The following is a 26683-nucleotide window of genomic DNA, read 5'->3' as shown; positions in this document are numbered from 1 at the left end:
TTAGGAAGTGTAGCGATGTTTGAAGTAAAGACTGAAATTAGAATTATTCCTGATGGTTATGAATCTACGAATGCTTATTTTCATAACCACGTACTTAACAATTATCTAGAACTCGGTGTCAAACTGATCGGTAGATGGGTGAATGATGATTATACTGTAATCACCGAAATATGGGGTTATATTGATGAGCAGCACTACCGTGAATTCTTTGAAATGCGCAAGAAAACAGTGCACTACAAAAACAGTCTTCCAGAAAAGCTTGCAAACGATAAGTGGATCATCTCTAAGAAGGAAATGATCATCCATCCTACAGGAGATTACAAACAAGATTTACATCTCGTATCAACCAATGTTTATGTAACAAATGATAAGAATGAAGTACTCCTTGTAAGAAGCTTACATCGTAGTGATACATTAGAATTACCAGGGGGACGTCTGGATAAGGGTGAAGATGTAATCCAAGGTGCAATACGGGAAGTCAAAGAAGAAACGGGACTCGATGTAGAGATTACAGCGTTGCTTTACACATCACATAACAAAACAACAGGTGTAATCAATTTTACATTTCAAGGGCGAGTGACAGGAGGCGTACTAAAAGACGCACCAGAAGAGACGGTAGACGTCGCGTTTTATCCTGTGACAGCAGCCAATATCGATCAGTATGTCACACTTCCATTTCAGAAGCAGCGTCTGCTGAAGGCGATGGACTTACGCCAGCAGCAATTTGATCTATTTGAGAATAGACCATTTAAGGTGCTTACAGCCTTTCAATAAAATCAAAAAGACACCCGGAAACAAAAACCATTTCCTAGTGTCTTTTCATGATTTTATTTGTGTCTGAGCGCTCGTGTCACGACCTGTTGACGGCGTTCCACGAGCAGACACTTCTAAAAATCAAAAAGACACCCGGAAACAAACCCCGTTTCCTAGTGTCTTTTCATGATTTTATTCGTGTCTAAGCACTCGTGTCACGACCTATTATTCACTTGCGAATGTTAAATGCGTATCGATTTGTCCAGTTATCTCGTAGTGAGGTAACGGTTTGCCATCTAGCCAATCTTGCAAGTTAAGGGTCACGGGGGTTCCGTTACTGCCAAGCGTGATGTCGCATGCCATATCTTTCGGGTGATAACAGCTCGTATGAATCGTACCACTCCAGCTAGAATAGAGGTTGCTGAAGACACCTTGGCTGGGATCATTCATTAAGCGAAAGGCAGTGTGCGCATCAATGTGAGAAGTGAGCTGCTTCAAGTGCTTCATACGCATATGTGAATCATCAAGCACTCGTCTATTCTCGTGGGTGAGTACTTCGAAATGATTTGTGCAGTAATGATGATTACGCACCGTTTTTTCTCTCGGTGTTGCTTCGACAATCTTAGTGATACCTGATTTATCCAGCAATATGTAGCTGAAGCTGGAACGATGTGGAATTTCTTTCAAGAAGGCGACTGCTTCTTCAATATCTTTACAATATTCTAAAATCATACGTCCGATCATATAGCAGACGAAGCCATCTCCAGGTGCCTTACGATGCATAAAGTTATAGCCCATTACAAGACCATGCTCATTCATTCCATCCATACGACCTGTAATACGTGAAACAGGTGCCATCGTTGCATAGCCGATATCACTCGGCTGATAGAACGTAAATCTACCATCATATGTTGCAGGATGATAATCATAGTTCCTTACCATATAATCTTCTGTTGTAAACACGCTGCATCCACTTGGCTTCGCATACACTCTATAGTGGCCGAAATTAAGCAGCACCTGTGTCATATCCATGTGGAGTCCATCCTGTAATCCGATGAGTTCCTCCCATATACCGGGTGCATACTTCATGAATGCATCCATTGATTCCTCGATATTAATATCAAATCGGGGACGACGAAGACGCCACTCTCTCGCTCTGTTTTCCATCATGAGTGTCGTCTTCAGCCATTCAGCCTGATGCCGCCCGAAGTCATAATGGTTACCTCTAAACTCCGTGATCATACTTTTAACTTGTTGCATGATTTCCCAGCTTTCCTAATTGTTTGTTACATTATCTTCAATATATGCATGAATAAGCCTTCTTGCTTCACCATCATCATCAAATGTTAATATACATAACCTGGCTTTTTCTGATGATTCGAAGTTACCGCTACTCATAGAAATTTTTATCACAACAATATTCTCAGATCCACGTTCCGTTTTATGCATTACGTCAAACTGCCAGTCCCAGTCGTTTTTTTTAGCGACTTCAATTGCTTGTTGCATTAAGGCGATCAGTGTCTCATAATTCATTTCAATTGTTACACCATTTTCTTTAGTTAAGAAAACGTGCACACGTTTAGATATAAGCTGTTTTATTTTATCGATGTCGTTATGCTGCCAGGCAGCAAGTAAATGTACATGAGCCATCCTGTTCATCCTTTAAATGTATTTGTTTTATTATATATATAATCGTTTTAATTTGAAATAGTTAATGTCAAATATTTTTATGATGAAATTATTTATGATAAACTAAGGACAAAAGTAAACTTAGGAGTGGATATGGATGGAATTGATCAAAGGATTATTTAAAGCAGTATTTATCTTTGCCTTAGTATTAAGCGTTATTTTGACAGCAGGCGCTGCATTATTTTTCATCAGCTTTAAGAAAGATTTTGAAGATATCGAACGTCGTACGAAAGAAATCGTTTCACAAATTGAATCAGAACACGCGTAGAACTCAATTTTTTGAGTTCTTTTCTTTTTGAATAAATTAATAGACGAGGTGCTTATTTGAATACAGTTCAGCATGTTTTAGACATTAATCCGAGATTAGAATCCGAGATGCTTACATTGATTGCTTTGATGAAACAGAATAAACCTGCTATCCGCGATATTGTAATCGGGTGTAGCAGGCATGACTCTCATATCCGTACAGCATATCAGTTTAAAACATTATGGGAAGCATACGGCGGACCATTTGGTGATGGAGGACAAGTACTCGCTGTTGTGGACTGGAATGAACGCGCTAAGTCATTTAATAAATACATAAGAAGGATAAATAGACATAACCCTGATGCCTTTGTAGCGCTAGGTGCAACAGAAGGCTTTGAACAGGTGATGCGCAGATTACATCGTCTGACGGATATAAAGGCGCACCGCACATACGTCATGTCGACACTTGCTTCCCAAAGCATGATTAGTAGTGGTGGTATGTTTATATTTGAAGGGATGCGTGGCATAACACCTTTTGGTCATGACTTTGTTGTAGAAAGTGGCATGCTGCAGGTAAATGGTCATAGTCGTGCCGTATAGACGCTGTGATTCAAATTAATCGGCTGATATAAAGAATACAGCCGCCATACGCGGTAAATAATACAGATAATAATAGTGGATTAGTATATGCATCTCCTGTATCGGGCAGTGTTTTATCTACGGTCTGTTTTACTTTATATTCGGAGTCAATATGGTCTTCAGGGTGCATAGAGGTTGTTTCTTGAGTCGTTATTTCTTTCGTACCGCTTTCTTTTTGAATAGGTGATTCATATTGTTCTGCAACATTATAGGAAGAACTTTCGTCATCTTTTACAGGTGACACCGGAATCTGTGGCATTACGCCCTTATACGCTTTATTGTTGTTTTCTTGTGAGGTGACTGAGCGTTTCGTATACGTATATTTCTTTTGCACCTGCTGCTCTTTGTTTGATTGTTCCTCATCTGCCTCGTCGTTCAGCTTAATATTGAGCTTCTGTTTCTCAGGTGCGTTTTGTGGCATTACACGTGCTGCTCTTACTTTCGGAGGCGGGTCGTCTGTCTGCACTGTAATACGACGTGTTTCTCCTTGCTTGATACGAATGGGTTCTACTGCTTCGTCAGTAGTCGCCGTATATACCGTGTCACGCTTTAAGTTATCGAAATGAGCGGTCCCGTCTTTTGCTTCACTTGTCGCGATACGTTTATGTCCTTCGTTAAGATATACATGGACAGCTTCAGATGGAGTAAATGCAGGTGTGAATACTCTAACGGTTGTGTCGTTATTTGACGGTTGTTCGGTCTCATCATCATGTGGACGAGGGACTTCTTCAAGGATGCCATCTACTACCGGTTCATCTACATGAATGATATGCTTATGACCTACTTTAATAGGGATAATCTGCCCATCCACTTCAATTTCATTGACAGTATTATTGAAAATATAGTAACCATCGTCGTCTGTTTCGTAGTAGAGGTCATCATTTACTGTAAAGTGATATTTCAGCGGCTGGGCATGTTCATTTTCAAAGTACAAGATTGTAGGGGGTAACTCGTTAGCATATAGTGGCAATGGAATGATCAGCAACAATAATAGTATTATAATTGTTCGCATTATAGACTCCTTTAGTTGATTTGCTTATATTATGCCATGTGCTACGCGTTTGCTGTGATGAATTACCGAATCTTATCATTCATTTAGCTTCAGTTCACAATGCTTGTTTGAACTTTAATAAATTGTAATAAATCCGTTACTTTATCAATATTATTATGCAAATTCTGGATATTAATCGTTAAATGGTTTCTGTAATAATCTTAAGATTTACAATATCTAAAAATGACACAAAATACGTGTGCCCTTCGTTTACCGTCGTGCCGATAATAATGGCAGCCCACTGATCAACCTTCTCGATATACATCATTGTATGCTGAATTGTGCCGTCGATGTAATAATCAATGTAAACTGGCTGCTGCTTACTGAGTGCGCTATGTAGTATCTCATTAATTTCCTGTAAGCGGTCTTCTGATAGTTCTGGACGTTCAATCTTCGTTTGTGCATCAATCTGGCGCTTAACATCTAGAAATTGTTCGGGCATCGTCGCAAAGGGTGCCCACTTAATCATGCCACGTCCTCTTGGAATATTTCTGTTCAATTGTGCAGGATCGATTTTACGGTAATCTGTTTCACCATAGATCGGATGAATCATTTTTATCCCTACTTTCAAGCTTTTCTTTCATTATACGAACATACGTTCTGTTTTTCAACAAAAAAATAATCTGAAGTTGTGAAACCTTCAGATTATAAAATATTTTACTTCGTAATCGCAAGCATCAGTTCACGTGCAACTTTCGCTGCAACTGCATTAGAAACGCCACTATGGTCGTATGGTGGTGACAATTCTACAATATCTGCTGCAACAACGTTCAGTTGTTCGAATACTCTAAATGCGGGTTCAAGTTCTCTATAAGTTAATCCGCCGGGTTCAGGTGTTCCTGTACCAGGGAAGATAGATGGATCTAGGCAATCCAGGTCAATTGTGACATATACGGGCGTATTACCGATAATACCGGGTAAATTCTTTAATGTATCAATTGAAAACTTCTCAAGAATTGTATGTGTATCGCTCCAGTCAAACTCTTCTTTCGTACCTGAACGAATACCGTATTGATAGATTCTGTTATCACCAATAAGGTCATGTATGCGGCGTACGACTGTTGCGTGAGACAATGGTTCTCCCATATAGTCATCACGTAAGTCTGTATGTGCATCAAGCTGCACAAGCATCGCATCCGGATACTTTTCTAGGACGGCACGCATAGGGCCGAGCGTCACTAAATGTTCGCCACCGATCATAAACGGCAGTTTGCCTGCATTTAAGATTGTACGCGCAGTCTCTTCAAGTTCTTCTAGTACTTTCACCTTATTACCGATTGTAATATCGACGTCGCCTGAATCCATAATGCGGACGTCTTCTAAGTCTTTGTTTAAGAATGGGCTATACGTTTCAAGGCCATATGATTCAGAACGAATAGCATCAGCTGCAAAGCGTGTACCAGGACGATTTGAAACCGTACCGTCAAATGGCGCACCGTATATCACTGTCGTGGCTTCTTCAAATGAAGATTCGCAGCTCATATACACATGTTTATTCGGTTGCATCATCGAGCATCTCCTTAACGAATGTTGGAAGGGCGAATGCACCTGTATGAATATCTGTGTTATAGTATTTAGTTTTTAAGCCAAGTTTGTTCCATGCATCTAAGTCAGCATCCTTTAATGGGTCGAATTTCTTAGAAGCAAATCCAAATAACCAGTGTCCTGATGGATAAGTCGGCATATGGAACTGATACACACGCGTAATCGGGAATAATCCTTTGATCTTAGAGTGTGCACGCTTCATTTCATGTGCGTAGCTTGGATAATAAGGAGATTCATGCTGATTGATTAATATACCGTCATCTGTTAACACACGGAAACAGTTGTTATAGAAATCATGTGAGAATAACCCTTCACCAGGACCGATTGGGTCAGTAGAGTCTACTAAGATAAGGTCATAGTAACCATCTTCTTTGTTCTTCACGTATGCCAAACCGTCTTCGAATAATAAAGTAACACGTGGATCTGAGAGCTTTCCTGCTGTAATCGGAAGATATTCTTGAGATAAACGTACAACGCGCTCATCAATTTCTACCATATCAATTTGTTCGATTGATGCATAGCGTGTTAACTCACGTACAGTACCCCCATCACCACCACCGATAACGAGTACTTTCTTAATATTAGGGTTTGTTGCCATAGCAACATGCGTAATCATATCGTGATACACGAATTCATCTTTTTCGTTAACCATCATTAAACCATCTAAAGTAAAGAACGTACCAAATTCTTCAGACTTGAAGAAATCAATTTGCTGGAATGGTGTTTTTTCGGTTAAGATATGTTCCGTTGTTTTAATAGAGAATTTTACGTTATCCGTGTGATTCTCTGTATACCATAAGTCTAACATGTACAATTCCTCCTTATTTAGCTGCTACTTCAACAGGTTTGAATGATTCTACGACGATTTCACCATTAGAATATTTGTGGATCTTATCAGCCATACCACGACCGATTTCATATGAATCTGAAAGTTCAGCTTTCAATGCTTTTTGGAGATAATCTTCAGCACGCCAAGGGTCAACTGTATCTCCGCAAGTGAATACATCAACTGATGCATAGCCATATTCAGGCCATGTATGAATTGTTAAATGTGACTCTGAGATGATAACAGCACCACTTACACCGTACGGATTGAATGTATGGAAACAGCTCTCAACGATTGTCGCACCACTTACGCGGGCAGCTTCATTCATGATTGCTTCTACCTTATCATGGTCTTTTAAAATATCTTTGTCACAGTTATAGTATTCGATTAAAACGTGTCTTCCAAGTGTTGTTAACTTCATTATTAAGTATCTCCCTTATGATCAATTATAAATACTTCATTTTTGTTTTCTGCGCCAATCTTGATGATGGGCTGATCGTTAATAAATTTCCAGTAGTCGATGACTTCCTGGGTAATCATTTCACCGGCCATCAGGATTGGAATACCTGGTGGATAGATCATTAAACTTTCTGCACATATTTCATTAAGGGCATCTTCAATCTGGACAACTCTAGTCTCTGAATAGAAGACATCTCTTAAACCCATCTTCTGCATCGGAATCGACATCTGCTTCAGAATCGGTGGAACGAAAGGTTTGTCAGGATTAAAGTGTTTAATGCTGATGTGTGCGAGTGCATCATAGAGCTTATTGAGTTCAGCTTCATTATCCATAAATGAAACAATCCCCATCACGATATTAGGTTCTGCAAGTTCCATCTGAATATCGTAAACGCTACGCAGCGTGTGATACACTTCAAAACCTGATAAATCAAGACGATGATCAATATAGATTGTGAGTTTAGTTTCGTCTAACTGCTGCTGATATTTGTTGCTAAATTTCTCTGGTTCTAACATGTAGAATCCGGGAATTTTATTGATTCTTTCTCTGAATGACTGAACAAGTGACAATACATTGTTGATCTTCTCTGCACCGTGCAGCGCTAAATGCTGACGTGCAATATCAAGTGATGACATGAGCAGGAATGACGCCGATGTTGACGTCAGCATATTGATGATGCTCTTTACTTTATGCTTATCAATCAGCTGGCTGTTAAATAATAATGCGCTCGTCTGAGTGAACGAACCGCCTGTCTTATGTAAGCTCGTTGCTGCCATATCTGCACCAGCTTCCATACTGGACAGTGGTAAGTGTTCTGAGAAGCGGTAATGTGCGCCATGTGCCTCATCCACAAGAACAGGTATCCCAGCGCTATGCGCAATAAAGACAATCTCCTTCAAGTCGCTTACTGCACCGAAATAAGTCGGATTCATAATGAATAGTGCCTTTGCATCAGGATGCGCAGCAATCGTTTTGCGTACTGTATCAACACTGATGTTGTGTGCAATCCCGTATTCTGTATCGAACTCAGGCACCATATATACAGGTGTGACATCAGCAAGTGCCATCGCATTCAGCACAGATTTATGAACGTTTCTAGGAAGTAGCAATTTATCTTTGGGTTTGAGTGCTGACAGAATCATCGCCTGAATGCCAGACGTTGTACCATTTAATAAAAAGTGTGCTTCATCTGCTAGAAACAGATCAGCCATTAAGGCTTGCGCATCATGTATCACGCTTGTCGGATGATCAAAGTTATCTAAAGTCGGCATAGAATTCACGTCATGACGTAATGTGCGCGTGCCATAATAGTTGAGTGCATAATCAGAATCGATGCCACGCTTATGACCAGGTACATCAAAGCTTGTGACGTTTTGTGCTTCATATTCTTTTAAGGCAGTAAATAAAGGCGTAACGTTATGTTTGCCTTTGTCGATACTGTGTAAAACCTTTTGGGAATGTGTATGAATCATTGGACACTCCTTAAAATTGGGAAAGATTTAAATATTAGTTTTACTTAACAAATAGTTATGTAAGACTGTCATTTATTAATACCAAACAAATTGTAATGTATTACTAAACTTAACGCAACAAAAATTTTTAGATTTTTGAAAGTTTTTTGTGTGTTCTCATGAGCAATGTTATATAGGATTTGTTAATATGACTATGAGGAGGCGTTAACATGACTAAAATTAAAGGGTTATTAGGTTCTTATACAAAAAATGATGGCAAAGGGATTTATACCTTTGAAATAGATACTGACCTGAAAAAGATTACATCAGTAGAAACAGGCTATGAAGTAGGGGCATCGACTTACATCCAAAAGCATGGTGATAAGTTATATGGCATTAAAAAAGACGAGCAAGGTGCAGGGATTCAAAGCTATCAGATCGGTGAAGAACTTACAGTAATCAATGATTTACTGGAATCTACAGACAGTGGTTGTCACTTATGGATCAGCCGTGATGGGAAGTATCTATTAGAAGCGGTGTATGGATCAGGAATAGTGAGACTTTATGCATTAGATGACAATGGAGCAGTAGTACAACTTATCGATACACATCAGCAGCAAGGTAGTGGACCGAACGAAGAACGTCAAGATAATGCACATACGCACTATATTCAGGAAACACCGGATGGATATGCAGTTGCTGTAGATTTAGGAACAGACGAAGTGATTACATTTACGTTCGGTGATGAAGGATTTAAGCAAGTCGGCGTATTAGATGTAGAACCGGGCATGGGGCCAAGACATTTAATCTTCCATGAGAACGGGAAGTATGCGTACTTATTCACTGAGTTAAGCAATGAAGTTGTGGTGTTGTCTTATAATGACGGCAAGTTTGAAATGAAAGAGAAATATTCGGCGTTACCTGAAGACTTTACAGGCCACTCACAAGGTGCAGCAATAAGAATGAGCCACGATCAGCAATTTGTTTACGCATCAAACCGCGGACATCAGTCTATTGCAGTGTATAAAGTACAAGGTGAAGGTGAAGCGCTAGAACTGGTTGAAATTATATCTACACAAGGCGATTGGCCACGTGACTTCAATATTGATAACAGCGATAAATATTTAGTATGTGCACATGAAAGAGACGGTGTGTTAAGTTTGTTCGAGCGTGACGAGCAGACAGGACGCTTAACATTATTGGATGATAGTGCACGTGCACCAGAAGCAGTATGCGTGCAATTTTTATAAGGAAGATGATACCGGATGAGAATGTCCGGTATTTTTTGCAGATGAAATTGGCATGGCGCCAACTTCGTGAGGGAAAAAGCAGATGAAATTGGCATGGCGCCAACTTCGTGAGGGAAAAAGCAGATGAAATTGGCACGGCGCCAAATTCGTGAGAGAAAAAGCAGATGAAATTGGCACGGCGCCAAATTCGCGAGAGAAAAAGCAGATGAAATTGGCACGGCGCCAAATTCGCGAGAGAAAAAGCAGATGAAATTGGCATGGCGCCAAATTCGCGAGGGAAAAAGCAGATGAAATTGGCATGGCGCCAAATTCGCGAGGGAAAAAGCAGATGAAATTGGCATGGCGCCAATTTCACTCATAATAAATGATGCTTCCTAGCTGATGACGTCTATATCGCTTGTTTAAGAATAAGCGAATCTTCTCACGACTCACTAAACCTTTAGTCCACGCTTTTAATATATGTGTCGTGATACGTTCGTCAGGAAATATTAATTTAATCTCTTGAATCGCACTATCCAATAAGTGATCACAATCAATGATTTTATTACACGATGAGCATTTATATTTTCTGTTAGAATGTTTTGTGTAAAATGATTTCATACATTCGCACAAGACTCCTTTTTTAAAATTGTGAAAGTTGTGAGGAGTTCTGAAATTAAAGGGATCTGAAGTATCTTGTAAACTTAGTAGTTTTTCACAACACTCTATATCGTATGCACCAACAGGCATTTGACTGTTCTCGCTAATAAATTTACATATTCTAGCTTGTTCTAAAATCTTATCTGTTGCGTGATAGCCATATACTTTATGTGTGGGATTGATGAAAGCGTGATAATAGTGGAAGTTATAATGCAGTTGAGAATTTTTTAAAAGGAGAGTAAATAATTTAGGTGTTCGTTCCATCTGGTTATTGATTCGCTCACAAGGTGATTGATCTGCATAATAATATTGTCCATCAACATAGTATAAATCTGATGTAAAATCTTTAACTTCAAATATATATAAATCACCATTCATTAAAATTAAGCTGTCTATCTGAAATGTTTTATTGTTGACAATGTAATTCAAGTTCCTTAATGTGATGCCCTTATTCAAGGATTTATCCGATAATTTATCAAACGCCACTTCACCAAAATAACCTCTAAGGCTATATTCTAATTCTTTAAGTTTATTGTTGCTAACTTGAGTTCGACGAGCAATCTGTAATTTGTAGACAAGTTTGTTATCCATTTTGCGATGTTGTAATATCATTGTCTGCTCCTTGTATTGTGATATTTATATTATAATTGCTAAGTGTAAATGTGGTGTAAAAGGTAAATTTAAAACTGTAAAAATTAGTATTAATTATTTTTTATACATGTAAGTACATAAAAAACGAGAGGAGTTTTAAAATGAAGTGTGCAATCTATCAAATGGAGATTATTCCTGGAAATCCTGATGAAAACATTGCAAAGATAAGAAAATGGATCAGCGCACTGGATGAAATTATAGAGATTGTCGTTCTTCCTGAGATGTGGAATACTTCTTATGTGCTGGATGAATTAAATGAGCTTGCGGATGAAGATGGAACTCGCGAGATTCGTGTGTTACAAGAGATGGCGAAGGTGCATCATGTGCATATTGTCGGGGGTTCAATAGCTGTAAAGTCTCACGGCCGTATCTTCAATAGGAGTGTTGTTATTGATCACGATGGCGAAATTGTGCACCAATATGATAAAGTGCATCTCGTACCGATGCTGGATGAACCGAAATATTTAACAGCGGGGAATCATATTCAAACTTTCACATTAGACGAGATAAAGATGGGTGTTATCATCTGTTATGACCTGCGTTTCCCTGAGATTTCAAGGAAGCTTGCTTTAGAAGGTATAGAAGTGCTCTTTGTCGTTGCGGAGTGGCCAGCTTCACGCATTGATGCTTTCAATAAGCTGCTCTATGCACGTGCGATTGAGAATCAGGTCTATGTTATCGCGTGTAATAATGTCGGTTACTGTAGGGAAGAAAAGTTTGGTGGACAGTCGAAAGTAATCAATCCACTTGGCACGTTAGTAGAAACACTTGAAACAGCAGAGGCAACGTTAAAGGTATCTGTTGACCTGGATTATAGTAAAGAAGTGAAGTCGTCTATACCAGTGATGAACTCAAGACGTCCGGAACTATATTAAAAGCAGTCGGGAATTGATGTCCCGACTGCTTTTTATTTAAACAATTGTTTTACATATTTGAATTTTCCTTTGTAGGGTGGGAAGAGTAAACCAGATTCAAGCTTTGTACTCTTTGTAATATAGCTCTTTTCATGGCTGAATAATTCAAATGAATATTTCCCGTGATAGCTTCCGATACCTGAGTGCCCAACACCACCAAAAGGAAGGTTTGGATTTGCAAGATGCAAGATTGTGTCATTAACGCATCCTCCGCCAAATGACAGACGATTAAATACTGCTGTTATTTGATCACTGTCTTCAGTGAAGAGATAAAGTGCAAGCGGCTTCTCATACTGCTCAACGATATCATACACTTCATTGAACGTATCATAGCCGATAATCGGTAATATTGGACCGAAGATTTCCTGCTGCATCACGTTGTTGCTGAGCTCAGGATCAAGAATAATGGTAGGCGCAACAAACAGTTCATCAGCATTGCTCTCTCCGCCATAAATGACTTGTTGACGACTGTCTTCTATTATATTGACTAAGCGGTTGAAGTGATTATCATTAACGATGCGACCGAAGTCTTCACTCTGTTCTATTTGAGCACCATAAAACTCCTGGATTGTTGTCTGTAATGCCTTCACGAACTTCATCTTCACTGTGTTATCTATTATAACGTAGTCTGGAGCGACGCACGTCTGACCCGCATTCATAAACTTACCGAATGCGATGCGTTCAGCAGCCACTTTAAGATTAGCAGTATCATCGATAATGACGGGGCTCTTGCCACCAAGTTCTAGTGTTACTGGTGTTAAATGTTTACTCGCTTTCTCATAGACGATTTGTCCGACTTTGGTGCTGCCTGTAAAGAAAATATAGTCGAAGCGCTCATCGAGTAACTGTGACGTTACTTCTTTCTCGCCTTGGACAACTTTTACGTAATCTTCAGGGAATACTTCTTCTAATATTTCCTGAACGACCATGCTTGTCTGCGGTGTCATTTCTGAAGGTTTCACGACTGCACAGTTCCCCGCAGCAAGTGCACCGATAAGCGGTGACATCACGAGCTGAAATGGATAGTTAAATGGACCGATAATAAGCACGGTGCCGTATGGTTCATATTTGATAAAGCTCTTTGCTGGAAACTGCATCATCGGGGTTGTAACAGACTTTGTCTTTGCCCAGTTTTTAAGTTCTTTAATAATATATGATAACTCTTTCATAACGAATCCAACTTCTGTTGCATATGCCTCCACCATATTCTTTCCAAGGTCACTTTTCAGTGCGTCTAGAATATCAGGTTCATGTTTCTTTATAGATTTCTTCAAAGCTTTCAAATATTTCTTTCTGAATTTTATATCTTTTGTCGATTGTGTTTGAAAGAAATCGCGTACATTTTGAATTTCTGAATTTAACATAAATTTAGCCTCCATCTATTTAGAAATAGGGTATACTATAAAAAAACTTAATTACGAGGTGTTACTATGAAATTTGGAATTATCGGAACGAACTGGATAACGGATCGTTTTATCGAAGCGGGCAAAGTAACGGATGAATTCGAACTCCATAGCGTGTATTCTAGAACACTGGATAAAGCAGAGATGTTTAGCGAGCGCCACCATATTCCGAACTTTACTGATAACTTTGATGCATTTCTAGAAGATGAAGCACTCGATGCCGTATATATCGCTACCCCCAATATACTCCATCATCAACAGGCGATTCAAGCAATGAATCATAAAAAGCATGTGCTATGCGAAAAGCCAATAACAACTTCTTTAAAGAACTTCAATCTAATGGTGCAGGCACAAGAGAATAATGGCGTATACTTTATGGAAGCCATGAAAAGTATCTATTCTCCTGCCTATTTAAAACTAAAATCATGGATTGAAGAGATTGGCACGATTAGACGTGTTAACTTTCATTATAACCAATATTCATCACGATATGATAAGTACAAGGAAGGAATCATCGAAAATGCTTTTAAACCCGAACTTGGAAATGGTGCATTGATGGACCTTGGTGTGTACACAATCAGCCCGCTCGTTGATTTATTTGGCTATCCTAAAAGCGTGCAGTCAACTGGGAAAATTTTATCGACTGGTGCAGATTGTCAAGGAACCGTAATTTGTAACTATCATGATATGACAGCGTTATTAAGCTTCTCAAAAATTATCGACAGCCACCAGCCTTCAGAAATCATAGGAGAAGAAGGTATTATTACTATAGATAAAATCTCCGCACCCTCTCAAATCGTAAAAATGAAGCGCAGTGGCGAAGTCATAGAGACATTTAGCTGTGATGGTCAGCCGATGCAATATGAGATTGAGCATTTTATTAAATGTGTCACTGCGCAGCAGGATGATATGAACAATAAGACATCACGTATGACGATGCAGTTAATTGATGAACTAAAAGCACAGATGGATTTATTATTTTAATAAAGATACAAAAATAATATTGATTATTCAGATAATTCAGTTTATAATAAATGCATACCATTTTTTCATTCTTTCAAATCGAAAGCGCGATTCGTATTTACGAATCGCGCTTTTGTGTTATTTAATGAGTGACTGCATCTCAGGGTCTCTTTCCATTACAACACGTGCATAAGGGCAGAGTGGTACAATCTTCAAGTTATGCTCGCGCGCGTAATCTACTGCACGTTCAACAAGCTGTTTCGCGATACCTTGTCCACGCAACTTAGGGTCTGTATATGTGTGATCAATTACAATCGCATCGCCTGAGGGCTGGAACGTAATTTCAGCGTCAGGTGATGCTTCATTACCAACATAGAACTTATTATTTCCTTGTAATATTTCCATCATTATCACTCCTTATTCAGTAAGTGCTGCAGTTAATTGTGGTACAACTTGTTTCTTACGAGACACAACGCCTTCTAATAATGCTGTGTTTTGATCAAGTGCTACGTTAAACGCTTTCTCTACTGCAGGCTGTTGTTGTCCTAGTGCTAAAACCTTAGAGTTTGAGTTTAAGATATCAGTGACTACAAGAACGAATAATGCATAGCCTTCTTGTGCAGTTTCAGCGTTGATTGCTTGTTCTAATTCATCCTGACGTGCGAGTACTTCGTCGATATCAACAGTGTTAACTTGTGCTACGCGTACTTCGTGATTTCCCATCGCAAATGACTTCGCATCGATGTTTAATAATTCCTCAGCAGTTTTGTCTTTCGTAGATGCACCTGCTTTTAACATTTCAAGGCCGTATGACTGGAGGTCGATATTCGCGATCTCTGCTAACGCTTCAGCTGCTTTTACATCTTCATCTGTACAAGTTGGAGACTTGAATAATAAAGTATCTGAGATGATTGCAGAAAGCATTAAACCAGCGATTTCAGGTTTGATTTCTACATCGCTTTCTTTATACATCTTACGTAAGATCGTTGCAGTGCATCCTACGGGCTCAGCACGGTAGTGAAGTGGACCAGCAGTTTCAAAGTTCGCAATACGGTGGTGGTCTACTACCATTAAGATTGTTGCTTCTTCAATTCCCGGTGCTGATTGCTGGAATTCGTTATGGTCAACTAAAATAACTTCTTCTTTGTCTAGACTCTCGATTAATCTTGGTGCTTCTACGCCGAATTTGTTTAATGCATATTCAGTTTCACCGTTAATATCACCTAAACGTACAGCTTCGATATCTTTACCTAAAGCTTTTTGCAAATCAGCCATTACTAAAGCTGAAGTAATAGTATCTGTATCTGGATTTTGATGTCCGAATGTTAAAATTGTCATAGTTCTTCTCCTTTAATCATGTTTGTTATTAGTTTATCACGATTGTTATTCGCTATCTACAGTCATGCCCAGTACATTTTTGAAATGTTCCAGCGCATACGTATGACCGATGGGGTTAAACGACGCAACTGCACGTTCGTCAACGTACATTTCATAACCTAAGTTATAACCGTCCATTGCAGTATGTAATACACAAATATCTGTACATACGCCAGCGAGCTCAATATTGTTAATATGACGTTCTGTAAGCAGCTGATGTAATGGTGTACCACTGAATGCGCTATAACGACGTTTGTCTAACCAGTAGACATTGTCCTTCTCTTCATCTCTTTGATATAACGCATCAAGCTTTCCATATAGCTTTCTGCCATCCGTACCTTCAATGTTATGTGGCGGGAAGAGTTTCGATTCGGGGTGATGTATATCATTTTCAAAATGTAAATCCATCAGCACATATACCGGTTTTCCGGCATTCACATAGTGTTCCCACTTAGAAGCAAGTGATGATTCTAAAGTGATTGCGGGCTCACCACAAGTCAATTTACCATTAAGCGCAACGAAGTCATACGAATAATCTACAATAATTAAAGCATCCTTCAAAACAATCACTCCTTAACATAATTTACGTAAAACGGGTATACTCAACATTATAATATAAAAGAGATGTAGGTGGAATTATTGAAAAAAGTAAACGTGTTAAATTATGGCGCAAAAGGTAAAAATATTATCTTTGATACGATAGGATTTCAGCGCGCACTTAATATAGCAAAGCAACATCCCGTAAAAATATATGTTCCAGAAGGTAAGTATTACATATCAAAGGAACTTGTTATTTACAAACATACGCACTTACATCTGCATAAAGATGCAGAAATTATCAGGATGAGTCCGTTTGCACTGCTTAAGAATGGGAATAAAGGCGATCAGTTTAAAGGATATGATGGCAACAGTTTCATTACAATTGAAGGAGGCACATTCAACCAGAACGGCCACGTGCTGAACTTTAACAACACGATTATGTCGCTTGGGCATGCGCGAGAAATAACGATTAAAGACGTTACATTCAAAAACGTTGTACAAGGACATGCCATCGATGCGTGCGGCTTAGATGGATTTAAAGTAACAGGATGTAAGTTTCTCGGATTTCGCGATGACAGTGGAGCGCGTGCATTCAGTGAAGCGATTCAGATTGACCTGCAGCTGAAAGATTCGTTTCCAAAGTTTGGTGCATACGATGCAACGCCGACGAAAAATGTTATTATCGAAAATTGCTATTTCGGAAACTCTGGAGATCCCTTAATGAAACCATGGAACCGTGCGATCGGCTCACATGCGAGTCATCACGAAGTTTACTATGAAAACATAACAGTGCGAAATAATATATTCGAAGGCATGGGCGACTATGCACTGACATTCCTAAAATCAAAAGTACTGCATATTCACGACAATGAATTTATCGACTGTGCAGGCGGTATTCGATACCGTTCAACAAAAAGTGGTAAGTATACGACAGACTTAACCGGTCATGTGCATAAAGGAGCAGCGGGAGAGCTTACAGTTATTAGACGAAACACATTTAAAGGCATTAAAGAAAAACATGCAATACTCTTCCAAAGCTATGAAGGAACTAAAAATAAAGATATCTATATCGTCGACAATGACTTTGAAAACGACGCATGCTCTGTGAAAATAGGACACGCAACCCACGTTGTCTGTGCACAGAATAAAAACTTGAAAAATATTAAAAAAGAAGAAGTGGATGACTTCTTTGATGTGATTGAAGTCGCATCAGAGAATGTAGGGGAGAAGTAGGTCGTGACACGAGCGTTTAGACACGAGGAAAAAAGTAAAAAGATAGTGAGAAACGATTGTTTCTCGCTATCTTTTATTGTTCTCTACGTACTGAAAGGGCATTTGCCAACCTTTTTCTTGTAATAGAAATTCGGGGTGTTGTATATATTCTTATAACCTTTATGGAAGTTGTGCACGATTGATGGAGAGATCGGTGGTATGAGCCAAGTCCAGTCCCCCGTTACACTTCTGCCTTCGTCCGCTTCATTTTGTTCGAAGCGTGCGAATTGTCTACTTGCGGTATAGTGATCCACAATTGAGACACCGTGCTGTTTGAATGAGTGATATACCGCATAGTTCATCTCTACAACGGTTCTGTCTCTCCAGTAACTTGTTGTTGTCGTCGTATCGAATCCGAATGCTTCTGCGATTTCTTTCATCTTGTCATAACGGTAGTCATCGAGGAAGTTCCTGCTTGCGATTTCGCTTTCCATATACCAACCATTAAATGGAACTAGCGGGTATGTGATTCCGCCAATTTTTAAGTCCATACTTGAAATAATCGGTACCGCATACCATGCGAGATTTAATTGATTGAATGCTTCGTGTTCCGGGTGTGTGATAGTAACTTCTTTAATGATGTCCGGGTTGATTTCATATGTCTTAAATGTGCCATCAATCGAATACAGAAGAGGTAAGAACTTACCGAAATTTGTATACCCTGTATGTTCGATGAGTGCTTTCGTCTCACGCACAATCGGGTCATCACTATAACGGATGAGCTGGTCGTTATAGAGGTTTATTCGCTGTTTATTTGCATCAGCAAATATTGTAATTGTCGGTATGATCATTCCATCGTTCGTTGCGCTATCAATATGATGTTCGATTGCTTCGATAAATGCTGCTTCACTTTCAATATGTCTGTTATCTATAACTTTCAACTTATCCCAGAATAGTCTGCCGATACAGCGATTGCTGTTACGCCATGCAACGCGTGCGCCGTATTCCAGTTCTTCAAATGTATGTGTATATGTACCTGTTTCTTCTATTTCTCTTTCTACTTCTTTAATACGTGCTTTCATTAATTGTTCGCTGAAGCACTGTTCTTTATAGAATTGTGTAATGAAAGCTTTTGCTTCATTGATGACCATGTCATCCCTCATTTCTAATTGTCAGTCGTTTTCTGTAATCATAAATTGTAGCCATACTGATGAGTAGGAGTATGACAGCAATAAAGCTGAAAAATTGTGTGTTGTGCGAGAACTGAATCGTCATCCCGCCGATAATCGGTCCTGTAATACTACCGACACTGAATATGAGCCCGCACATTAAATTTCCTGCTGGCAAGAGTACTTTCGGTGTGATTTCTGTCATCAATGTCACGCCTAGTGAATAAAGTGACCCGATAAAAATTCCGGCGATAAAGAAAAGAGCGAGTAATACATAACCATTACTTGTAAAGAATTGACATAATATAAAGATACACGCACCGATAAATGTCACGATGGATAACAGCACATTACGATTTACTTTATCTGAAATCATACCTAAGGGTATTTGAAACAGAATTGCACCTAAACTATACGCAGGAATGATTAAGATGATTAAGTTTACATCGACGCCATTTTTCATGGCGAACACCGGGAAATTGCTGTTTAAACATGCTTCCAGCACACCATACATCATAGGAAATAAGAATGCGACCCAGCTCGTCTTCATCACCTTGCCGAAGTTTGCAGTTGTGTTCTTTAGTGAAATGTTCGAGGTCTGAACTTCAGGATACTGGTTTTTCAGTAATAGTATTAAACTGCAGGCACATAACGTGAGTAAACTGCTTGCTACAAAAGGCAGTGCTTCATGTATGTCATACAGTTTAGATAATAACGGTCCGACCATAAAACCTGCTGAAAAACTAAGACCATAAATTGAAATGATACGTCCGAGTTTATGTCTCGGTGTTGATTCTGTAAGCCATGATTGCGTTGAGAAGTGCAGCATATTATCCCCCACCCCGACAAGCAATCTTAATATGAACCAGATCGTCATATTCTTAAGTATCGGAAAGAGTCCGAGCGACAAGAATATGATGGCTCCTCCTATAATAATAAGGTTCTTATAACCGAACTTTCTGAGTAATCCTTCTAAGAATAATGAGGCTAAAAAGACGCCGATGTATATGGATGAGGCATGAAGTCCGTTGACGAATGTCGATACATTATCGTGCTCGAAGATAATCGCGATGAGTGGCAACAGCATCCCTTGAGTCATGCCGGAAATTGATACGATGATAGATAAAATGATGAAATTTTTCTTGAACATATGATGCCTCCTTGCATTAATTGTAACAGAATGTTAAAGCGATGCCTAAATGAATTCACTATGGTAATATGAAATTAATATGAGCTTATTGAATAGGGGAGAAGAGGATGTACAACTACCAAGATGATAGCTTGATGTTACACACAGATCTATACCAGATTAATATGGGAGAAACATACTGGAATGATGGTATTCATGAGCAGACTGCAGTATTTGATGTCTATTTTCGTAGCATGCCGTTTGATAATGGATATGCAGTGTTTGCAGGTCTTGAACGCGTGATAGAGTATGTGAAAGGTTTCAAGTTCTCAGAAACAGATATCGCATATTTGAAGACTCTCGGCTACAAAGAGGACTATTTGTCTTATTTGAAGGATTTGAAGTTTACAGGTAATATCCGTTCGATGCAGGAAGGGGAAGTATGTTTCAACAATGAGCCGTTATTACGAATAGAAGCACCTTTAATTCAGGCGCAGCTACTTGAGACAGCGATATTGAACATCGTCAACTTCCAAGTATTGATTGCAACGAAGGCAAGCCGTATTAAACAGGTTGTTGGCGATGAAATCGTCATGGAGTTCGGAACACGCCGTGCTCAGGAATTAGATGCAGCAATCTGGGGAACACGTGCAGCGTATATCGCGGGGTTTGACTCAACAAGTAATGTGCGTGCGGGCAAATTGTTCGATATTCCGGTTGCCGGAACACACGCACATGCGATGGTTCAAGCCTATGATGATGAGTATGTGGCGTTTAAGAAATATGCAGAACGTCATAAAAACTGTGTGTTCCTGGTGGATACTTTCCATACACTGAAATCAGGTATGCCGAATGCTATTCGTGTTGCTAAAGAGTTAGGCGATAAGATTAATTTCGTCGGAATTCGCCTTGACTCAGGTGACTTAGCATATCTTTCAAAGGAAGCACGTCGCATGCTCGATGAAGCAGGTTTTCCTGATGCTAAAATATTTGCATCTAATGATCTAGACGAAGAAACGATTATTGCACTCAAACAGCAAGGGGCTAAGATTACAGCGTGGGGTATCGGTACGAAACTCATTACAGCATTCGATCAGCCGGCACTTGGTGCAGTATACAAACTTGTTGCAATAGAGAATAAAGCAGGGCAACTAGAAGATCGTATCAAAATTTCAAATAATGCAGAAAAGGTGACGACTCCTGGTAAGAAGAAGGTATATCGTATTATCAACAATCAGACAAATAAGTCTGAAGGAGATTATATTACACTGGACTTTGAAGATCCCTCTAAAGAGAAACCATTAAAGATGTTCCATCCGATTCATACGTATAAGCAAAAGTGGATCAATGATTTTACTGCGAGAGACTTGCATCAGGACATCTTTGTAGGTGGAAAACTTGTATATGAAGTGCCATCACTGGAAGTGTCACGTAAGTACTTACAGGATAATTTGAATCTTCTGTGGGAAGAGGCGATTCGTTATTTGAATCCCGAAGAGTATCCAGTAGATCTGAGCTTATTATGCTGGGAAAATAAAAATCAGGAAATTTATGAAGTTTCCAATAAGGTGAAAGAAGTGAAATAGATGCTCCAACAACAAATTATTGAAATATTAAAGACAAAGCCATCCATTGATGCCGGAGAAGAAACGCGTGAAATCATTAACTTTATCAAGACATATGTTCAGCGCTATCCTTTTATAAAATCACTAGTGCTTGGAATTTCAGGAGGACAGGATTCAACACTTTGCGGTAAGCTTTGCCAGATGGCGGTGGATGAACTCAAGTCAGAGCGCGATATCGAATTTATTGCAGTGCGATTACCATACGGTGTTCAAAAAGACGAACAGGATTGCGAAGATGCAATAGCTTTTATTCAACCTGACAAAGTAATTACGATTAATATTAAAAAAGCTGTAGATGCTAGTATTGAAACATTGAAAAGAGCAGAAATTACGTTAACAGATTTCCAAAAAGGTAATGAAAAAGCACGTGAACGTATGAAGGCACAGTACTCGATCGCCGCTGCAACGGAAGGCATAGTTATCGGAACAGATCATGCGGCAGAAAGTATTACAGGGTTCTACACGAAATTTGGAGATGGCGGAGCCGACATATTCCCCCTTGCCGGCTTAAATAAGCGTCAAGGTAAATCTATCCTGAAGTATCTAGGTTGTCCGGTTCATCTATATGAAAAAGTTCCGACAGCTGACCTGGAAGAAGATAAACCACAATTGCCTGACGAAGTCGCACTCGGTGTGACTTATGAAGCAATCGATGACTACCTTGAAGGTAAGACAGTAGATGCTGAGTCTCGAGAAAAGATAGAAAGTCATTATATAAAAACTCAGCATAAGCGTATGCTTCCGATCACACGTTATTCAATCGAGGAACTCATAAAATAAATTACCATTGCAAACCCTTATCTTCAGTAGTAGAATTTAAGAATGATTTTTTATAGGGGGGATTACAGTGCCGGCAATAGATAACCCATGGATTACCGTGCTATTAATATTTGTTATCAATATTTTTTATGTATCGTTCTTAACGATGCGTATGATTCTGACACTTAAAGGTTATAGATATCTCGCAGCCTTTGTTTCAGTATTAGAAGTACTTGTCTATATCGTAGGATTAGGTATGGTAATGAATGGTCTAGATAAGATAGAAAACATCATCGCTTATGCATTAGGATTTGGTGCAGGGATTATTGTAGGGATGAAGATTGAAGAAATGATTGCATTAGGCTATATCGTTATCAATGTGACGACTGCGGAATATGATAAGGAAATTCCGAAAACTTTGCGTGACCTAGGTTACGGTGTAACGCACTATGCAGCACATGGCCGTGATGGTGATCGTCTTGTAATGCAAATTTTAACCCCACGTCGTTTTGAACTTAAATTAATGGACACAGTGAAGCAGCTTGATCCGAAAGCATTTATCATTGCATATGAGCCTAAGAATATTCATGGTGGATTCTGGGTTAAAGGTGTGCGCAGTAAAAAGTTAAAGGCGTATGATACAGATGAAGTTTGAAGTTAAAGACGATGAAACAATTACACAATGTTTAGAACGCATGAAGCAATCAGGTTATGCACCAGTAAAAAGATTTCAAAAGCCAATTTTTCGTGAAAATGAAAAAGGTGAAATAGAAGTGTATAAAGAACAGATTATTTTTACTGGTAAAAAGATTCAATAATGAAAATCGGTCCGTTCAGGGCCGTTTTTTTAATGAGAATTTTATCTCATCGAAATATCTGTTAAAATAGAAGGTGTAGCATAAAATACACGAACTTTATAAATGAATAAATAAAAAATGTACGGAATTTTAAAAGTTTGTTATACTGATTAAGATAAAACATTTACGGAGGAATCTATTCATGATTGAACGTTATTCAAGAGAAGAGATGTCAAACATCTGGACGGAACAAAACAGATTTGAGGCTTGGTTAGAAGTTGAGATACTTGCAAGTGAAGCTTGGGCAGAATTAGGATATATCCCTAAAGAAGATGTGAAGTTAATCCGTCAGAATGCTCGTGTTGATGTTGAACGCGCAAAAGAAATTGAGATGGAAACACGTCATGACGTTGTTGCTTTTACACGTCAAGTATCTGAAACATTAGGAGAAGAGAAGAAATGGGTGCACTACGGTTTAACGAGTACAGATGTAGTGGATACAGCGTTAAGCTATGTGATTAAACAAGCGAATGACATTATCGAGAAAGATCTTGAAAGGTTCATCGAAGTATTAAAACAAAAAGCATTAAAGCATAAAACAACACTCATGATGGGTAGAACGCACGGTGTACATGCTGAACCGACAACATTCGGTTTAAAGATGGCGTTATGGTACATGGAAATGCAGCGTAACTTAAAGCGTTTTAAAGAAGTGCGTAAAGAGATCGAAGTTGGTAAGATGAGTGGCGCAGTAGGTACGTTTGCAAACATTCCACCTGAAATTGAAAGCTATGTTTGTGAGAAATTAGGATTAGGATATGCTGAAATTTCAACACAAACGCTGCAACGTGACCGTCATGCTTACTACATTGCTACATTAAGCTTAATTGCTACATCAATTGAGAAGTTTGCAGTAGAAGTACGTGGTCTCCAAAAGACTGAAACACGTGAAGTTGAAGAAGCATTTGCTAAAGGTCAAAAAGGATCTTCTGCAATGCCGCATAAGCGTAATCCAATCGGTTCAGAGAATGTTACAGGTATCGCACGTGTTATTCGTGGCTACTTAACAACAGCTTACGAAAATGTACCATTATGGCATGAACGTGATATTTCACATTCATCTGCTGAACGTATTATGTTACCGGACGTAACGATTGCGTTAGACTACATGTTAAATCGTTTCACGAACATCATCGATAACTTAACAGTTTACGAAGATAACATGAAAGCAAATATGGAGAAGACATTCGGCTTAATCTATTCACAACGCGTCATGCTTACGTTAATCGATAAAGGTATGGTTCGTGAAGAAGCGTACGATACTGTTCAACCGAAAGCGATGGAATCATGGGCAACGAAGACGCCATTCCGTGAGCTAGTTGAGCAAGATAGCAAGATTACTGACTTATTATCGAAAGAAGAACTTGATGAGTGTTTCAACGAGAATCACCATTTAAATCAAATCGATACATTGTTCCGCCGCGCTGGATTAGAATAAATCACACTTTATTAAACCGCTTACGATTGTAGGCGGTTTTTTACTTTAAAGAATTAAAGTTTCGTGGTTTAATAAAGGTATATTGAAATACAATAGGATGTACGGCAATGTAAAAGGAACTTGATTATATTAAAGATTGGATAATCGTATAAAAGGAATCAAAATCAATGATCAGTTTCGGAAAGCTAAATGTTTTATCTGTACTTCTATATATTGCTGATATAAAATTATACTATGAAAGAGTTTGAAGGGAGCTGAGTATTTTGCAAATTGACAAACTTAGAGGGAAGCAACTGGATGACTTATTTGATGCTATACTGACACTTAAGACACGCGAAGAATGTTATTTGTTCTTTGATGATTTATGTACAGTGAATGAATTACAGTCGTTATCCCAACGTCTGCTTGTTGCGAAAATGATTAAGCAAGGACATACGTATGCTTCTATTGAAAAGGAATCAGGTGCATCTACCGCTACTATTTCACGTGTGAAACGTTCACTTCAATGGGGGAACGATGCATATACGCTCGTCTTAAATCGATTGGATGAAGAAGAATAACGTAGACAATTAATATTTACAGGTACTGGGTCTTTATTGATTCGGTACTTTTTTCATCATATAATAGAAAAATGAAAAGAGGAGAATCTGTGAGAAAATTATTTGTAATACTGTTGTCGGCAATGCTGCTTACTGCTTGCCAAGAGGGTAAAGCACCTGTTGAAACTAAAGACAAGACTCAAAACAATAAAAAAGAAACGGTACAAGTTAAAGAAAAGCAAGGAGCAACGACACATCACAAAGAAATAAAAGACGGAATCACCTATATCGATGGAATTCTCATCGTAAATAAAGATATAGCACTTCCAAAAACGTATCATCCAGATGTGAGTCAGGTGGCAAATCAGCATTTAAATGAGTTGATCGCTGCAGGGAACGAAGACGGATTAAACTTCGTACTCCGTAGTGCCTTTAGAAGTTATGAGACGCAAGCATCACTATATAACCAGTATGTTACAAGAGATGGACAGAAGAAGGCAGACACCTATAGTGCACGCCCTGGTCATTCTGAACATCAGACGGGACTTGCATTTGATTTAGGTAATATTGAAGGCACAGACGATTTTATGGAATCTTTTGAGGATACAAAAGAAGGTAAGTGGCTGAAAAGTCATGCCCATGAATATGGGTTCATCATACGATATCCGAAAGGAAAAACTGATATTACGGGGTACCAGTATGAACCGTGGCATTTAAGATATCTAGGGCAACCTACAGCGGAGAAGGTATATGAAAGTGGCCTCACATTAGAAGAATATCTCGGTCTAAAATAAGGGGTTAAACAGCATGAAGAAATTACTCATCATCATTATTGTGTGTTTAGCTGCCTGTTCAAATGAACAAGTTGTCACACAGAAAGACACATATGTAGCATCACCGAAATATGAACGCATAACGCGTAATGGCGTTACATATATTAATGATATACTCATCGTTAATAAGAAAATTAGATTGCCTGCTGATTTCAATCCTGGAGAGAATCGATACGCGCGTATGAAATTAGATCAGATGATTAAAGATGCCAAGAAAGATAAAGAATATCTCGTTGTAAGAAGTGGCTATCGTTCTTATCAGATGCAGGAAAAACTATATAAAGAGTTTAAAGCACGAGATGCGAATGCAGACACTTATAGTGCACGCCCTGGTTACTCTGAACATCAGACAGGACTTTCCTTTGATATTGGCTCTGTTGACTCTGCGAAAGATTTAACGATTTCATTTGGTGATACGACTGAAGGAGAATGGCTGGCACAAAATGCACATAAATATGGATTTATCATCAGGTATCCTGAAGGTAAGTCAAATATTACAGGGTATCAGTATGAGTCATGGCATGTGCGATATGTTGGCACAAAGATTGCAAAAGATATATTTACTAAGAACATAACACTTGAAGAATATCTTGGATTATACCCGAAAGATCAGACAGTACAATAATAGAGAGCATGAGAAGAAATTGTAAAATCTCATCCTCTCTTTTTTTAATGTTATGAATGATAAATGATATAATATACAATAATAATATTTAAAGGAGAGA

Annotated in this window: 30 protein-coding genes; 15 read left to right on the top strand and 15 right to left on the bottom strand. The window is 38.8% G+C overall.

What is annotated here, in order from left to right:
• Positions 1–15 precede the first annotated feature (15 nt).
• On the top strand, positions 16–774 hold the full coding sequence (locus ACZ2V4_RS04390; protein ID WP_211517740.1) for an NUDIX hydrolase: 759 nt from the start codon (positions 16–18) through the stop codon (positions 772–774).
• A gap of 204 nt (positions 775–978) precedes the next feature.
• Here the strand turns inward: ACZ2V4_RS04390 and ACZ2V4_RS04385 are convergent, their stop codons facing one another.
• Both ACZ2V4_RS04385 and ACZ2V4_RS04380 read right to left on the bottom strand, forming a co-directional pair.
• Positions 979–2013: a C45 family autoproteolytic acyltransferase/hydrolase gene (locus ACZ2V4_RS04385; RefSeq protein WP_219493067.1), complete on the bottom strand. Its 1035-nt coding sequence runs from the start codon at positions 2011–2013 to the stop codon at positions 979–981.
• Between the two features lie 15 nt (positions 2014–2028).
• Positions 2029–2403, bottom strand: coding sequence for a hypothetical protein (locus tag ACZ2V4_RS04380; RefSeq protein ID WP_490514538.1), 375 nt, complete (start codon positions 2401–2403; stop codon positions 2029–2031).
• Between the two features lie 136 nt (positions 2404–2539).
• On the opposite strand from ACZ2V4_RS04380, the gene ACZ2V4_RS04375 reads away from it, so the two are divergent.
• Entirely contained in the window at positions 2540–2710 is a 171-nt protein-coding gene (locus ACZ2V4_RS04375; protein WP_099483475.1) for a hypothetical protein, read from the top strand.
• A 56-nt stretch (positions 2711–2766) separates the two neighbouring features.
• The gene (locus tag ACZ2V4_RS04370; RefSeq protein WP_219493063.1) at positions 2767–3288 is read left to right on the top strand and encodes a type 1 periplasmic-binding domain-containing protein; all 522 of its coding nucleotides are present in this window, start codon (positions 2767–2769) and stop codon (positions 3286–3288) included.
• A 10-nt stretch (positions 3289–3298) separates the two neighbouring features.
• On the opposite strand, the gene ACZ2V4_RS04365 is transcribed toward ACZ2V4_RS04370, so the two are convergent.
• The 6 genes from ACZ2V4_RS04365 to ACZ2V4_RS04340 form a co-directional block, all read right to left on the bottom strand.
• Entirely contained in the window at positions 3299–4339 is a 1041-nt protein-coding gene (locus ACZ2V4_RS04365) for a hypothetical protein (protein ID WP_490514537.1), read from the bottom strand.
• A gap of 178 nt (positions 4340–4517) precedes the next feature.
• Positions 4518–4931 carry a YolD-like family protein gene (locus tag ACZ2V4_RS04360; protein WP_490514536.1) on the bottom strand — a complete coding sequence of 138 codons (414 nt, stop codon included), beginning with the start codon at positions 4929–4931 and terminating at the stop codon, positions 4518–4520.
• Positions 4932–5035: 104 nt separating this feature from the next.
• Positions 5036–5887: an agmatinase gene (speB, locus tag ACZ2V4_RS04355; protein ID WP_219493057.1), complete on the bottom strand. Its 852-nt coding sequence runs from the start codon at positions 5885–5887 to the stop codon at positions 5036–5038.
• Complete coding sequence (gene speE / locus ACZ2V4_RS04350; RefSeq protein WP_099483471.1) at positions 5871–6731, bottom strand: polyamine aminopropyltransferase; 861 nt, start codon at positions 6729–6731, stop codon at positions 5871–5873. The genes speB and speE overlap by 17 nt, the downstream gene beginning before the upstream one ends.
• 13 nt (positions 6732–6744) lie before the next feature.
• Positions 6745–7170, bottom strand: coding sequence for an adenosylmethionine decarboxylase (speD, locus tag ACZ2V4_RS04345; protein WP_015912161.1), 426 nt, complete (start codon positions 7168–7170; stop codon positions 6745–6747).
• 2 nt (positions 7171–7172) lie between these two features.
• Complete coding sequence (locus ACZ2V4_RS04340; RefSeq protein ID WP_490514535.1) at positions 7173–8681, bottom strand: aminotransferase class I/II-fold pyridoxal phosphate-dependent enzyme; 1509 nt, start codon at positions 8679–8681, stop codon at positions 7173–7175.
• Positions 8682–8890: 209 nt separating this feature from the next.
• Between ACZ2V4_RS04340 and pglS the strand changes: the two genes are divergently transcribed.
• A complete protein-coding gene (gene pglS, locus ACZ2V4_RS04335; RefSeq protein WP_219493054.1) occupies positions 8891–9910 on the top strand; it encodes a 6-phosphogluconolactonase in 1020 nt (339 codons plus the stop codon).
• A gap of 351 nt (positions 9911–10261) precedes the next feature.
• On the opposite strand, the gene ACZ2V4_RS04330 is transcribed toward pglS, so the two are convergent.
• The gene (locus ACZ2V4_RS04330; RefSeq protein WP_219493053.1) at positions 10262–11161 is read right to left on the bottom strand and encodes a nuclease-related domain-containing protein; all 900 of its coding nucleotides are present in this window, start codon (positions 11159–11161) and stop codon (positions 10262–10264) included.
• A 140-nt stretch (positions 11162–11301) separates the two neighbouring features.
• Between ACZ2V4_RS04330 and ACZ2V4_RS04325 the strand changes: the two genes are divergently transcribed.
• Complete coding sequence (locus tag ACZ2V4_RS04325; RefSeq protein ID WP_490514534.1) at positions 11302–12075, top strand: carbon-nitrogen family hydrolase; 774 nt, start codon at positions 11302–11304, stop codon at positions 12073–12075.
• Between the two features lie 32 nt (positions 12076–12107).
• Here the strand turns inward: ACZ2V4_RS04325 and ACZ2V4_RS04320 are convergent, their stop codons facing one another.
• A complete protein-coding gene (locus tag ACZ2V4_RS04320) occupies positions 12108–13478 on the bottom strand; it encodes an aldehyde dehydrogenase (protein WP_490514533.1) in 1371 nt (456 codons plus the stop codon).
• A gap of 66 nt (positions 13479–13544) precedes the next feature.
• Between ACZ2V4_RS04320 and ACZ2V4_RS04315 the strand changes: the two genes are divergently transcribed.
• The gene (locus ACZ2V4_RS04315; protein WP_219493050.1) at positions 13545–14501 is read left to right on the top strand and encodes a Gfo/Idh/MocA family protein; all 957 of its coding nucleotides are present in this window, start codon (positions 13545–13547) and stop codon (positions 14499–14501) included.
• Between the two features lie 117 nt (positions 14502–14618).
• Here ACZ2V4_RS04315 and ACZ2V4_RS04310 read toward each other — a convergent pair whose 3' ends face one another.
• The 3 genes from ACZ2V4_RS04310 to ACZ2V4_RS04300 are packed head-to-tail and all read right to left on the bottom strand — an operon-like array spanning position 14619 to position 16418.
• Positions 14619–14885, bottom strand: coding sequence for a GNAT family N-acetyltransferase (locus ACZ2V4_RS04310; protein ID WP_308316822.1), 267 nt, complete (start codon positions 14883–14885; stop codon positions 14619–14621).
• Between the two features lie 12 nt (positions 14886–14897).
• Positions 14898–15818 carry a manganese-dependent inorganic pyrophosphatase gene (locus ACZ2V4_RS04305; protein WP_219493049.1) on the bottom strand — a complete coding sequence of 307 codons (921 nt, stop codon included), beginning with the start codon at positions 15816–15818 and terminating at the stop codon, positions 14898–14900.
• Positions 15819–15863: 45 nt separating this feature from the next.
• Positions 15864–16418, bottom strand: coding sequence for a cysteine hydrolase family protein (locus ACZ2V4_RS04300; RefSeq protein ID WP_283722458.1), 555 nt, complete (start codon positions 16416–16418; stop codon positions 15864–15866).
• A gap of 69 nt (positions 16419–16487) precedes the next feature.
• Here ACZ2V4_RS04300 and ACZ2V4_RS04295 point away from each other — a divergent pair, with 69 nt between their 5' ends.
• Positions 16488–17630 carry a glycosyl hydrolase family 28-related protein gene (locus ACZ2V4_RS04295; protein ID WP_420493932.1) on the top strand — a complete coding sequence of 381 codons (1143 nt, stop codon included), beginning with the start codon at positions 16488–16490 and terminating at the stop codon, positions 17628–17630.
• An 83-nt stretch (positions 17631–17713) separates the two neighbouring features.
• Here the strand turns inward: ACZ2V4_RS04295 and ACZ2V4_RS04290 are convergent, their stop codons facing one another.
• The gene (locus tag ACZ2V4_RS04290; protein ID WP_120786003.1) at positions 17714–18760 is read right to left on the bottom strand and encodes a nitric oxide synthase oxygenase; all 1047 of its coding nucleotides are present in this window, start codon (positions 18758–18760) and stop codon (positions 17714–17716) included.
• Between the two features lies 1 nt (position 18761).
• Positions 18762–19928 carry an MFS transporter gene (locus ACZ2V4_RS04285; protein ID WP_120786004.1) on the bottom strand — a complete coding sequence of 389 codons (1167 nt, stop codon included), beginning with the start codon at positions 19926–19928 and terminating at the stop codon, positions 18762–18764.
• Positions 19929–20035: 107 nt separating this feature from the next.
• On the opposite strand from ACZ2V4_RS04285, the gene ACZ2V4_RS04280 reads away from it, so the two are divergent.
• The 8 genes from ACZ2V4_RS04280 to ACZ2V4_RS04245 all read left to right on the top strand — a co-directional run bounded on the left by ACZ2V4_RS04280 (position 20036) and on the right by ACZ2V4_RS04245 (position 26583).
• Positions 20036–21493, top strand: a complete 1458-nt coding sequence (locus ACZ2V4_RS04280) for a nicotinate phosphoribosyltransferase (protein WP_490514532.1) — start codon at positions 20036–20038, stop codon at positions 21491–21493.
• Positions 21494–22312 (top strand): NAD(+) synthase, encoded by an 819-nt coding sequence (nadE, locus tag ACZ2V4_RS04275; RefSeq protein WP_219493036.1) that lies wholly within the window; start codon positions 21494–21496, stop codon positions 22310–22312.
• A gap of 67 nt (positions 22313–22379) precedes the next feature.
• Entirely contained in the window at positions 22380–22946 is a 567-nt protein-coding gene (locus ACZ2V4_RS04270; RefSeq protein ID WP_096075896.1) for a DUF2179 domain-containing protein, read from the top strand.
• Positions 22936–23109 (top strand): NETI motif-containing protein, encoded by a 174-nt coding sequence (locus ACZ2V4_RS04265; RefSeq protein WP_490514531.1) that lies wholly within the window; start codon positions 22936–22938, stop codon positions 23107–23109. The genes ACZ2V4_RS04270 and ACZ2V4_RS04265 overlap by 11 nt, the downstream gene beginning before the upstream one ends.
• 181 nt (positions 23110–23290) lie before the next feature.
• Positions 23291–24586: an adenylosuccinate lyase gene (gene purB / locus ACZ2V4_RS04260; protein ID WP_096075898.1), complete on the top strand. Its 1296-nt coding sequence runs from the start codon at positions 23291–23293 to the stop codon at positions 24584–24586.
• A 263-nt stretch (positions 24587–24849) separates the two neighbouring features.
• Positions 24850–25146 (top strand): YerC/YecD family TrpR-related protein, encoded by a 297-nt coding sequence (locus ACZ2V4_RS04255; RefSeq protein ID WP_219493034.1) that lies wholly within the window; start codon positions 24850–24852, stop codon positions 25144–25146.
• Positions 25147–25235: 89 nt separating this feature from the next.
• A complete protein-coding gene (locus tag ACZ2V4_RS04250) occupies positions 25236–25919 on the top strand; it encodes a M15 family metallopeptidase (protein ID WP_219493032.1) in 684 nt (227 codons plus the stop codon).
• A 13-nt stretch (positions 25920–25932) separates the two neighbouring features.
• Positions 25933–26583, top strand: a complete 651-nt coding sequence (locus ACZ2V4_RS04245) for a M15 family metallopeptidase (RefSeq protein WP_219493030.1) — start codon at positions 25933–25935, stop codon at positions 26581–26583.
• Positions 26584–26683: the final 100 nt, after the last annotated feature.

This window comes from Macrococcus sp. CoH-51_TC_04 (genome assembly GCF_058188655.1).
This window is presented reverse-complemented; position numbering and strand designations above follow the sequence as displayed.